At 39.2% G+C, this 12,584-nt stretch carries 12 protein-coding genes; all 12 read left to right on the top strand.

Annotation, left to right across the window (positions count from 1 at the left end):
- Window positions 1-186 precede the first annotated feature (186 nt).
- The 12 genes from RCH61_RS04265 (at window position 187) to RCH61_RS04205 (ending at window position 12,582) form a co-directional block, all read left to right on the top strand.
- Window positions 187-900, top strand: a complete 714-nt coding sequence (locus RCH61_RS04265) for a MurR/RpiR family transcriptional regulator (RefSeq protein WP_306479989.1) — start codon at window positions 187-189, stop codon at window positions 898-900.
- A 64-nt stretch (window positions 901-964) separates the two neighbouring features.
- Complete coding sequence (locus RCH61_RS04260) at window positions 965-1,564, top strand: sugar O-acetyltransferase (RefSeq protein WP_306479988.1); 600 nt, start codon at window positions 965-967, stop codon at window positions 1,562-1,564.
- Window positions 1,564-2,232 (top strand): HAD family hydrolase, encoded by a 669-nt coding sequence (locus RCH61_RS04255; RefSeq protein WP_306479987.1) that lies wholly within the window; start codon window positions 1,564-1,566, stop codon window positions 2,230-2,232. The genes RCH61_RS04260 and RCH61_RS04255 overlap by 1 nt, the downstream gene beginning before the upstream one ends.
- Before the next feature lie 493 nt (window positions 2,233-2,725).
- Window positions 2,726-3,046, top strand: a complete 321-nt coding sequence (locus RCH61_RS04245) for a putative heavy metal-binding protein (RefSeq protein WP_306479986.1) — start codon at window positions 2,726-2,728, stop codon at window positions 3,044-3,046.
- A gap of 365 nt (window positions 3,047-3,411) precedes the next feature.
- On the top strand, window positions 3,412-4,395 hold the full coding sequence (locus RCH61_RS04240) for a cation diffusion facilitator family transporter (RefSeq protein WP_306479985.1): 984 nt from the start codon (window positions 3,412-3,414) through the stop codon (window positions 4,393-4,395).
- A complete protein-coding gene (locus RCH61_RS04235) occupies window positions 4,396-5,421 on the top strand; it encodes an FAD:protein FMN transferase (RefSeq protein ID WP_306479984.1) in 1,026 nt (341 codons plus the stop codon).
- Between the two features lie 203 nt (window positions 5,422-5,624).
- Entirely contained in the window at window positions 5,625-8,564 is a 2,940-nt protein-coding gene (locus tag RCH61_RS04230; protein WP_306479983.1) for an insulinase family protein, read from the top strand.
- 47 nt (window positions 8,565-8,611) lie between these two features.
- The gene (gene era / locus RCH61_RS04225) at window positions 8,612-9,508 is read left to right on the top strand and encodes a GTPase Era (protein ID WP_004847048.1); all 897 of its coding nucleotides are present in this window, start codon (window positions 8,612-8,614) and stop codon (window positions 9,506-9,508) included.
- Window positions 9,509-9,635: 127 nt separating this feature from the next.
- The gene (locus RCH61_RS04220) at window positions 9,636-9,803 is read left to right on the top strand and encodes a hypothetical protein (protein ID WP_306479982.1); all 168 of its coding nucleotides are present in this window, start codon (window positions 9,636-9,638) and stop codon (window positions 9,801-9,803) included.
- Complete coding sequence (recO, locus tag RCH61_RS04215; RefSeq protein WP_306480020.1) at window positions 9,769-10,485, top strand: DNA repair protein RecO; 717 nt, start codon at window positions 9,769-9,771, stop codon at window positions 10,483-10,485. The genes RCH61_RS04220 and recO overlap by 35 nt, the downstream gene beginning before the upstream one ends.
- A gap of 100 nt (window positions 10,486-10,585) precedes the next feature.
- Window positions 10,586-11,305, top strand: coding sequence for a LytR/AlgR family response regulator transcription factor (locus RCH61_RS04210; protein ID WP_306479981.1), 720 nt, complete (start codon window positions 10,586-10,588; stop codon window positions 11,303-11,305).
- 173 nt (window positions 11,306-11,478) lie between these two features.
- Window positions 11,479-12,582 (top strand): sensor histidine kinase, encoded by a 1,104-nt coding sequence (locus RCH61_RS04205; RefSeq protein ID WP_306479980.1) that lies wholly within the window; start codon window positions 11,479-11,481, stop codon window positions 12,580-12,582.
- Window positions 12,583-12,584: the final 2 nt, after the last annotated feature.

Here is a 12,584-nt window from a genome sequence, read left to right as displayed (position 1 = left end):
GACATCTTATTTTTAAATAAAGAGAAATACAAATTTTGAAGTGGAATGGAAGTGGAAATCAGAAAGCATCAGAAATCAGATTGCAAGGTATTTTTGTTTTTGTAAAAATAAACAAATATCCGGTGTTGTATAGCACATATAATCAGTGTATAATTAAGGTAGCTAATGCGGGGAGGAAATTGCAGTATGTTTTCGTACGATGAAATACAAAAGTACAATGAAACAGACATTCGCATTTACAAATATATTGTTTCTGATCTTGATAAAATACAATACATGACTATCAGGGATCTTGCAAAAGAACTTCAAGTATCTACATCTACCATATTGCGCTTCTGCAATAAAAACAATTTCGAGGGATATTCCGAATTTAAAGGGGCTCTGAAAAAAGAAGTTACCTTACAGGCTACTTGTCCGCCTATGGAAGATTTGCAGGAGCTTTCTGATTTTTTCGCACGAGCAAATTCAAGTGCCTTTGAAGAAAAATTATTGTTTGCGATTGACGTTCTTAGAAAAGCTGATTTGATAATTTTTACAGGTATGGGGTCATCGGGAGCGTTGGCAAAATACGGAGCAAGATATTTTTCTAATATGGGGCATTTTGCCATAGGACTGGAAGATGTATTTTATCCAATAGAAACATTCCGTTGGAAAAACACAGCCATAATAGCATTATCAGAAAGCGGTGAGACTGAAAAATTGATTGAAGCAGTCAGCCAGTTTAAGAAAAAGAATTGTTGCGTGCTGAGTATTACAAATTCCCCATTCTCAACCCTGGCGAAATTGTCAGATTGGAATTTTTCTTATAGCTTAAATACCAGACGAATTAACGGAGGATATAACGGCACAACACAAATCCCTGTCATTTTTGTTATCGAAGTGCTTGCAAAAAGAATATAAGGAGACAGCCTGTTACTTGCTTTGTAACAGGTTTTTTTCTACCATGAAGCAAGGAGGTGATATTATGACTGAATTAGAAAAATGTATGGCGGGAGAATATTATAACTGCCATGATAAATTCTTTTTGGATATAAAAAGTCATGCGAGAACATTATTGCAGAAATATAATGCCCTCGCATATGAGCAGAAAGCAGAAAAAATAAATATCTTAAAACAGTTGTTTGGGGGAATTGGCACAAATGTATCTGTCGGATGTCCTTTTATCTGCGATTATGGAAGAAATATCTATATTGGGAATAATGTTTCCGTGAATATGAATTGCACGTTCGTAGACTGTAACAAAATAACGATTGGCGATAATGTACTGATTGCTTCAAATGTACAGCTTTATACAGCAACACACCCTGTAGAACTGGCGGAAAGACTTACACCAAACTGGAACATGGAAACAGAACAGTATTTTTGTCGTACCTGCGCCCTGCCCATAAAAATTGGAAGCGGCTGCTGGTTGGGCGGGGGCGTGATTGTCCTTCCGGGCGTAACAATAGGCGACGGTTCTGTTATAGGAGCCGGAAGCGTTGTCACAAAGGATATACCGGCAAACTCACTGGCAGTAGGCAATCCCTGTCGTGTAATCCGGAAGATTAACGGAGGAAATAAGTAATGTTTAAGGTTGTTGCTTTTGATTTGGACGGAACATTAGCCGATACTATTCCAATGTGTATAACAGCGTTTCGTAATAGCATATCTCCTTATACGGGCCATGAAATTAGCACAGAAGAAATCCTGCGTACGTTTGGACTAAACGAAATTGGTATGGTAAGGGCTGTTGTTGGTCAAAATTGGGAATCAGCGATTGAGGATTTTTATTATCAATACGAATCGCTGCACAATGAGGTTACAAGTGCATTTCCTGGAATATTGAACCTGCTTACCTTTTTGAAAAAGAAGAATATTGTTGTAGCATTGATTACAGGGAAAGGCGAAAGAAGCTGTTCTATTTCTTTAGAAAAACTGGGCTTATCAAGATTATTTGACGAAACATTATATGGTTCGGAAATATCTCCGAACAAGAAAAAGAATATGGAATATCTCTTGAAAAAATATAATATTTCCAAAGAGGAATTTTGCTATATAGGAGATACTATCCAAGATATAAAAGACTGCCAAAATATAGGAGTAACTTGTTTTTCGGCGGCATGGCAAGAATCTTATAATGCTGATACTTTGGAAAAGGATAATCCTAATCATGTATTTTACCATGTAAGCGACCTGTATGAATATTTTAAGCATAAATTATCAAATCCAGCCGAGCCAGTCAACGGCAAGTAAATGGGATTCGCCCACGTTGACAGCCCCGCCCGCCTTTGCTGGCGGTCTTTCAAATGCCTTTATGTGACTGACCTGTATTCCGTGTCGGTATAAAAGCAATCGTCAGCCTGTGAGTAGGACTGCATGGTAACTTTCGGTTGAAAAGTCTTTGTATCAATTCCATAATAATAGACGGTGGCAGTTGGAAGTTCTACATTGATACTGTCAAAATCTCTTGTAAAAACGCTGTGTCTGTCTGTGTGGAAAACGTCGGACAGACATTCATAGAACTCGGAACGATCTTCTAGATATTCGAAAAGAGATTCATAAACAGCCTGGAGATACAGTTCACGTAGTTATCAAAGAGAGAGAATAACCGGAAAGAGGAATTAATAAGAATACCACTTGAAAGGGCAGTATATCGTAATTATCAAAATTTTTAGTGCATTTTAGTTCTAAATATCATATAATTTATTTATTAAATAGAAAAATACAAAAAAGAAAGGGGAAAAGTATGATTATTACGACAACGCCTTCTGTTGAAGGAAGAAGAATTGTAGATTACAGAGGAATTGTTTTTGGCGAGGTTGTTTCCGGTGTGGATTTTGTCAGGGATTTGGCGGCGTCTTTTACGAACTTTTTCGGCGGAAGATCAGGCGGATATGAGGAAGAACTTGTGATGGCGAGACAAAATGCAATTAACGAGATGGCTCAGCGGGCGGCAGCGGTAGGAGCGAATGCTGTTGTGGGAGTTGATGTCGATTATGAAGTTCTCGGAGATGACGGAAATATGCTGATGGTGACGGCAAGCGGAACTGCAGTTGTTATAGAGTAAACATGATTTTGCGGAAATCACTGCAAAGTATTGTGAAGTAAACGGATATTTAGAAAAATAGATGTTGAAAAATGATTTTTATAAAGTAATAGAATCAGGAAAAAGGGTCATGGGAGAAAACTTGCATGATCTTTTTTGTTATACAGGAAGTCAGACCCTATGTAAGAAAAGTTTTCCGAGGTGTGCAAAGCGCCCTTTTGTTTTGGGTAATACAAAAAATGAAAAGGAAATAGATGAAAATAGAAGCAGGACAACAAGGAAGAAGAAAAGAAGAAATGTAAAATCTTAGATATACAGAATTAGGAATATGATGTAATATAGTATGGATATAGGTTAAAGAAAAAGACAAAGATAAAGGTGATTTTGTGAGAATCGGTAAAAAAAGTTCAAAGAGAGAAAAAAAGGCAATGTCTGTATCGCTGTATGCAAATCTGATGTTTGTTGTCGTGGAGCTTGTGATGGCGATTGTGACAGGCTCTCAGGCTGTTTTGCTGGATGGTGTATATGATGGGATCGAATTTGTTATGCTGCTTCCGTCTATCTTTTTAATACCGCTTTTATATAAGCCAAGCAATGAAAAATATCCGTTCGGACATATGCAGATGGAGACGGTGTTCATCGTTGTAAAAGGTATTACAATGATCTCTGTTACGGTTGGGTTAATCACGAACAGTATCAATATTTTATTTCACGGCGGACGGACAGTTGATTTCGGAGTTGTCGCGTGGTTTGAATTATTTGCGTGTGTTCTGGGTATTATAGTTACGTTTTATTTAAAGCGGAAAAACAAAACGATGAACTCCCCTCTTATTACAGTAGAGATGCAGGGATGGAAGATGGACAGTATGCTTTCACTTGGAATGACGGCTGTATTTTTCTTTCCGGTTTTGTTTCCGTTTGAAGGAGTCGGTAACTTAACCCCGTATCTGGACCCGTTTATTACGATCGTACTTTCTATGATCATGCTTCCGATCCCGATTAAAACGGTGTTTACAGGAATAAGAGATCTGCTGTTGATCTCCCCTGAGGAAGAGACGGTATCAGAGATCAAGCAGACGGTCGAACCGATCATACAGGAAAGTCGTTGTGTGGATATTTATTATGATATTGTCAGAACAGGAAGAAAACTATGGATCAGCGCTTATATTAAGTTGAATAAGGACGAGCTTTCTGTAAGGAAGTTTAAGATGCTGCAGACGAGATGTATCGCTGCTTTAAGTGAAAAATATACGGATTTTTATTTTGAACTTCTGCCGGAAATTGAGTTTGATATGGAAGAACTCGAAGAACTGCAAGAAAAGCAAGAAAAACAACAAATGAAAAATAGAAATGACCGGGAGGATAAATAGTTGAAGAAAAGGCAGGGAATTATATTTGGTGTTGTTTTTATTTTCATATTGTTTGCAGCGATTGTGTTTTTTATGAAGAATCAGGAGTTTGATGAGCCGGTCAGCAAAAGTGATTTTAAATTAAATACAGTCGTGACCGTTACAATCTATGATTTAGAGGGGAAGAAAGCAGAAGCGATCATTGACAAAGCTTTAAAACTTTGTGATAAATATGAAAAAATATTCAGCCGTACACTTCCTGAAAGTGAAATTTACGAGTTGAATCACGGAACACTTCCGCAGGAAGACGGATATTATCTTTTATCCGAAGAGTGTGCAAAGCTGATCGCAAAAGGATTGTATTACAGCGAACTGTCTGACGGAGCGTTCGATATTACGATCGAGCCGGTGTCTTCTTTGTGGGATTTTACTTCGGGAGAAACGATCGTGCCGGATGCGGGAACAATCGCAAAAAAGCAAGCTTGCGTAGGTTATGAAAATGTAGAATTGACAGGAAACAGACTGCGGTTTAAAAAAGAAGGAATGGGAATTGAACTCGGAGCTGTTGCAAAAGGATATATTGCAGACAAGGTAAAAGAATATCTTGTGTCAGAAGGTGTGAAAAGCGCAGTCATCGATCTTGGAGGAAATGTATTATGCATCGGAGAAAAACCGGATGGCGAGCCGTTTAAAATCGGGATTCAGAAGCCTTTTGCCGATCGGAGCGAAACAGTGGCAGCCGTAGAAATTGCAGGCAGGTCGGTTGTTTCGTCCGGTGTGTATGAAAGATATTTTGAAAAAGATGGGAAACAGTATCATCATATCTTAGATCCGTCAACAGGATATCCGTATGAAAACGGGCTTGTGGCTGTGACCGTTTTATCAGAGCAGTCGGTGGACGGTGACGGATTAAGTACGGCATGTTTTGCGCTTGGATTAGAAAAAGGATTAAAACTGATCGAGCAGACACCGGATACAGAAGCAGTATTTATAACAGAAGATGGAGAAATGCATTTCAGTAAAGGTTTTCCTGAAGTGGTACAATGAAAATTGCGCCCCACTCATAACAAGAAAGAGACAACAGAAAATGGAATAGTGAGGAATGGATAATGCGGAGTGGAATAGTGAGGAATGGAACAATGGGAAAAGAAACTGCAGGAGAGAAATCATAAAAAGGAAATAATAAAGAAATAGTAGAAAAAGAAATAATTAAAGACGTAATAGAAAACGAGATATGAAGGAGAGAAAAAATGAGTATATGTGATTTGAAAGCTTATGAAATCGTACAAAGCAGAGATTTATCTGATCTGAATTCAAAAGGAACACTTCTGCGTCATAAAAAGAGCGGGGCAAGAGTTCTTCTGATGGAAAATGATGATGAAAATAAAGTGTTTGCCATCGGTTTTCGCACACCTCCGTCAGACAGTACGGGAGTGCCTCATATTATGGAGCACTCGGTATTGTGCGGATCGAGAGAGTTTCCGGTAAAAGATCCTTTTGTAGAGCTTGTAAAAGGATCGCTTAATACATTTTTAAATGCGATGACTTATCCTGACAAGACGGTTTATCCAGTGGCAAGCTGCAATGATAAAGACTTCCGGAATCTTATGCATGTCTACATGGACGCGGTATTTTATCCGAACATTTATGAGCAGGATAAAACGTTTCGTCAGGAAGGATGGAGCTATAAACTGGATGCGCCGGATGAGGAGCTGAAACTTTCGGGAGTTGTATACAATGAGATGAAAGGCGCGTTTTCCTCACCTGAAGGGGTGCTTGACCGGGTGATTTTGAATTCTCTGTTTCCGGATACATCGTATGCAAATGAATCCGGCGGTGATCCGGAAGTGATCCCTGAGCTGACGTATGAACAGTTTCTTGATTTCCACAGGAAATATTATCATCCGTCAAACAGCTATATTTATCTGTATGGCGATATGGATATGGAAGAAAAACTGAACTGGCTTGATGAAAAGTATTTGTCTGATTTTGATGAGATTGCGGTTGATTCGGAGATTAAATATCAGAAGCCGTTTTCACAAATGCAGGAGATTGTTCAGGAATATTCTATAGCAAGCGATGAAAGCGAAGAGGATAACACTTATCTTTCTTATAATAAAGTGATCGGAACTTCCTTAGATGAAAAGCTCTATCTTGCATTTCAGATCTTAGATTATGCGCTTTTATCTGCTCCGGGAGCGCCGCTGAAAAAAGCGCTTCTTGACGCGGGAATCGGAAAAGATATTATGGGATCATATGATAATGGAGTTTATCAGCCGATTTTTTCTGTTATTTCTAAAAATGCAAATATGGAGCAGAAGGAAGCGTTTGTGGAAGTGATTGAAAATACGCTGCGAAATATTGCAGAAGGCGGAATTGATAAAAAGGCATTGCAGGCCGGATTGAATTATTATGAGTTCCGTTTCAGAGAGGCAGACTTCGGAAGTTATCCGAGAGGATTGATGTACGGACTTCAGTTGTTCGACAGCTGGCTTTATGATGAAGAAAAACCGTTTATCCATATGGAGGCGATTCCGACATTTGAGTTTTTGAAAAGTCAGATCGAAACAGGCTATTTTGAGCAGTTGATCCGAGATTATCTTTTGGAGAATCCGCATGGGGCGATCGTAATTATTCGACCGGAGAAGGGAAGGACTGCGAGAATGGATCGGGAGCTTGCAGAAAAACTGCAGGCGTATAAAGAAAGTCTGTCCGAAGAAGAGATTGAGAAACTTGTGCAGGATACAAAAGATCTGGAAGCCTATCAGGAAGAAGAATCCGCGCCGGAAGATCTGGCGAAGATCCCGGTGCTCGGAAGAGAAGATATTTCTCCTGAAATCGCGCCTGTTTATAACGAAGAGATGGAGATAGACGGAGTGAAAACGATCTATCATAACGTTGAGACAAACGGAATCGGGTATGTAACGCTTATGTTCGACCTTTCCGCAATCAAGGAAGAAGATCTTCCGTACGTCGGCATTTTGCAAAGTGTTCTCGGCATTATCGATACAGAAAATTACGAGTACGGAGAGCTGTTTAATGAGATCAATATCCATACAGGCGGAATCGGAACATCGCTTGAATTATATGCAGATGCACAGAAAGTAAAGGAAAAGGAATTCAAAGCGACATTTGAAATGAAAGGAAAATCACTGTATCCGAAGATGGACGTTCTTTTCTCTATGATGCGGGAAATACTGACCTGCTCTAAGCTTGACGATGAGAAACGTTTAAAAGAAATTCTTGCGATGCTGAAATCACGCCTTAGTATGTCGTTCTTGTCATCGGGACATACGACTGCCGCTTTGCGTGCGCTGTCATATACATCGCCTCTTGCAAAATTTAAAGACGATACAGACGGAATCGGATTTTACGAAATAGTAAAAGAGATCGAAGAAAACTTTGACGACCACAAAGAAGAATTGATCTGTCGGTTAAAAGCAATTTCAAAACAGATCTTTTGCGCAGATAATATGATGGTCAGCTATACTTCGGCAAAAGAAGGACTTGCCTATATGGAAAATGCATTTGCGGCTGTATCAAAACAGCTAAATGACGCAGATGCGGTACAGACAGAAGCGAAAGAAAACAGATGCATCATTCATTGTAAAAAAAGAAACGAAGGATTTAAAACATCTTCAAAAGTACAGTACGTTGCAAGAGTCGGCAATTTCATTGACGGCGGAGAAGAATATACAGGAGCGCTTCAGATCTTGAAAGTGATTTTAAGCTACGATTATTTGTGGCAGAACGTCCGCGTGAAAGGCGGAGCTTACGGATGTATGAGCAATTTTAACCGGATCGGAGAAGGTTATCTGATCTCGTACCGCGATCCGAATCTTGAGAAAACGATGGAGATTTACGAAGGCGTTGTAGATTATCTCGAAAACTTTAATGTAGACGACAGAGATATGAATAAATTTATTATCGGAACGATCAGTAATATCGACCGCCCGATGAATCCAGCCGCAAAAGGAAGCCGTTCTATGAACCTGTATATGAGCCGCGTGACAGAGGAAATGATCCGCCGGGAAAGAGAGCAGATCCTTTCGGCAGATCAAAAAGATATCCGCGCGCTTGCAAAAATATTAAAAGCGGTGCTTGACGCAGATCAAATCTGCGTGATCGGAAGCGAGGAAAAGATAGAAGAACAAAAAGAGATGTTTATGGAGATCCGAACATTAAGTTAAGAAGTATGACAGAACGAGAAATGTTAAGCGTAGGAAAGGATATTGATATGAGAGAAGATTTTAAATCAGGGTTTGTAACTTTGATCGGAAGACCGAACGTAGGAAAGTCAACATTAATGAATCATTTGATCGGACAAAAGATCGCGATTACATCGAATAAACCGCAGACGACGAGAAATCGCATCCAGACGGTTTTAACGACAGAGGAAGGACAGATTGTTTTTGTGGATACTCCGGGTATCCACAAAGCAAAAAATAAGCTTGGAGAATATATGGTAAATATTGCAGAGCGTTCTTTGAATGAAGTTGACGTTGTGCTTTGGCTTGTTGAGCCGTCTGCTTTTATCGGGGCGGGAGACCGTCATATTATCGAACAGCTTAAGAAAGTGAAAACTCCGGTTATTCTTGTTATTAATAAGATCGATATGGTGAAAAAAGAAGAGATACTGACATTTATCGATGCATACAGAAAAGAATATGATTTTGCAGAGATCGTGCCCGTATCGGCAAGATCCGGAGATAATACAGATGAGCTTATAAAAGTAATTTTAAAATATCTTCCGTACGGACCGCAGTTTTACGATGAAGATACTGTCACAGATCAGCCGGAGCGTCAGATCGTGGCAGAACTGATCCGTGAAAAAGCGCTTCACTGCCTGAATGAAGAGATTCCTCACGGAATCGCAGTGGCGATCGATCGGATGAAGGCAGAACGAAGAGTAATGCATATCGACGCGACGATCATATGTGAAAGAGATTCTCATAAAGGAATTATTATCGGAAAACAGGGAAGTATGCTGAAAAAGATCGGCAGTACCGCGCGTTATGAGATCGAGAGAATGCTCGGATGTAAAGTGAATTTGAAGCTGTGGGTAAAAGTACAGAAAAACTGGCGTGACAGCGATTATCTTATGAAAAATTTCGGATACCGTGAGGACGAATAATCGAGAGGACGAATAATATAGAAAGCAATAATTCTCTCTTGCGAAAAATGGTATTTTTTATACAGTATGACCTTCTTTTCTGTCGGGGAAACTATTCTTAAAGATCACGGAAGAAGAGGTGGAACAGATGAAAGAAGAATACTGGGAATTGTTTATGACATCAGGAAAGATTGATGATTATCTGAATTATAAAAACAGCCGGAAAGCAGATGGAAGCTCCGGCAGAAAGGAACGGCGTGAATCAGATTATACTGACAGGGATGGTGCTCTCTACGATGCCGGTCGGCGAGTATGACCGGCGTGTTGTAATACTTACAAAAGAACAGGGAAAGATCTCGGCGTTTGCACGGGGGGCAAGACGCCCGAACAGTCCGCTTGTCGGTGCGGTCAATCCGTTTTCTTTCGGAACGTTTACGATGTATGAGGGGAGGACGTCTTACACGATACAGTCGGCGAGTATTTCTAATTATTTTGCCGAGCTGCGCGGCGATATCGTCGGAGCATATTACGGTTTTTATTTTCTTGAATTTACAGATTATTATACGAAAGAATTTAATGATGAGCGGGAAATGTTAAAACTTCTTTATCAGACGCTTCGGGCGCTGACAAACCCGCATATTCCAAACATGCTTATCCGTTACATATTTGAATTGAAAGCGTTGACGATCAACGGACAGGCGCCGCAGGTATTTCAGTGTATGACTTGCGGAAATAAAGAAAGGCCTGCCGTGTTCAGCGCGGTGAAAGGCGGACTTGTGTGCAGCGAATGCATGAAAGACGTACGGGACGGGATGAGTCTGGATCCTTCGACTTTGTATAGTATGCAATATATAGAAACAAGTACGATTGAGAAATTATATACGTTTAATGTGACAGAAAAAGTATTGACAGAACTTGGAAATGTGATGAGCCGGATGACGGATATATATGTCGGAAAGCGTTTTAAATCACTGGAAATATTAGAGACTCTTATTTGATGTGGTGTATTTCGGAACGAGGATTGTGCTTAGATTTCAGAAGTCTGAGACAAAAAAGTGAAAGAAAATAATAAAGGAAGAGAAGAAAGCGTAAGGTCAAATGAGAATAGCGATATGTGAAGATGAAGAATTTATACAAAATTCGATTGAAAAAAATGTAGAGAAGTGTTTAGAAATAACAGGGATGGCAGGAAAATGTGAATGCTTCGTGTCTGCCGAAGAATTGCTTGAGAAAGGAAATATGCCATATGCACTGTATATTCTTGACGTTGAGATGAAGAAGCTGAGCGGACTGGAATTGGCAGAACATATCCGAACAGAGGATAGAAATGCGGTGATCATTTTTATGACAAATCATAGTGAGATGATGCAGAAAGCATTCGACGTGCAGGCGTTTCAGTATCTGGTGAAACCGATCGATGAAGAGACTGCATGTCGTACGATCGTGCGCGCGTTGCATACGATTAAAGAAAGAACAAATTGTATTCAATTTACAGATAAAACGAAAGATTTTATTTTCTATTATGATGAGATTGAGTATATTGAAAGCCGCAGAAGAAAAATTATTGTACATACAGAGAGCGGAGATCATGAATTTTACGGAAGATTAGATCAGATTGAGGACGAGATGAAAGGTTCGATGTTTGTGAGAATACATAATTCATATCTCATTAATATGGAAAAATTAAAAGAAGTGGAGAGGGAAAAGGTAATCCTTCGATCAGGAGCGGAAGTACCGATTGCAAGGAGTTATAAGAAGAACTTCAACATAGTATATCAAAATTTTATTTTGATGAAGAAATGGGGAAGACGTAGATGATGGAATATGTATGGAGTATAGTCAATAGTTTAATAAGCTATTTATTTGCCTTGTGCTTTTTTAAACCGAAAAGGATTGTGGGAAACCGAATTGATTTTGCAATATTAATCGTGATAGCAGCAATAGCATCTTTTATAAATCACTATTTTGCAAACAGGAATGTTAATCTAGTTGTGTCAATTATTTTTATCGTAGTTGTACTTGGATTTTTTGAAGGAAATTGGAAGAGGAAACTATTTGTAGGAAGTTCTTATTTTGCATTTGTAATTACGATTGAAGGAATTGTTGCGTTGAGTATTGGATATTTTTTTCATATCGAAGCATCCGAAATGCCGAAATTGGACAGCAGTATCACACAGTTTTTCCAACGTTTTCTTACAGAACTGCGGCTGATCCTCGTGCTTGTCCTGTATTTTTTCAGTAGGCGTAAGAAAAATACGCCGGAGAGAAAGGTGCAGAAAAGCATTCTGATCATTCCGATATTAAGCGCTGTTTTGATTATCTATCTTTATGAAGTACAGATTATGAAAGAATCAACCGATCTGATTTTCGGTTGGATCGTGACAGTGATTGTCGGTGCGATTAATATAATTACATATATTCTTTTCCGAAAGCAGGAGCAATATCATATCGCAGAAGGCGAGATGAAAAACCGATTAAAAGAATATGAATATCAAAAACTTCATTACGAACAGGTGGAGCAGCATCAACAGGAAATCCGGAAGATCCGGCATGATATGAAAAATCAGATTGCAGGAATATACGGATATCTTGAAACAGGAGAGCTTGAAGAAGGAAAGCGGGAAATACGAAGTATTTTGAAGCAGTTAGAAAAGGCAGAGCAGAAATTATTTACCGCGAATGCAGTTGTAAACGGAATCTTGAATATGAAGTATGCAGAAATCGAGGCGAAAGAGATTCATGCCAAGTTCGATGTAAAGCTGCCGGAAAAGTTGGAAATTTGCGGTACAGATTTAGGAATCTTGTTCGGAAATATATTGGATAATGCGATTGAGGCATGTATGTTTTGCAAAAAAGAAAAATGGATCGATCTATTTGTTATATACCAAAATAAAGGGGTTGTAATCTGCTGTAAAAATTCATGCAGCGAGACAGTGTCAGATCTTCATACGAGGAAAGCAGATAAACAGAATCATGGACTTGGATTGTCGAGTGTAAAGCAAATAGCAGAAAAATATAACGGAGACGTTCGATGGGAATCGGAGAAAGATAGTTTCACATTGAATATAAACTTGTGGGAAACGGGCGAGAAATAAAC

Origin of the sequence: Mediterraneibacter sp., from assembly GCF_030825015.1 — a bacterium.
Lineage (GTDB): Bacteria > Bacillota > Clostridia > Lachnospirales > Lachnospiraceae > Mediterraneibacter.
Note: the sequence above shows the minus strand (reverse complement) of the source record. Positions and strands in the feature narration are given on the sequence as shown.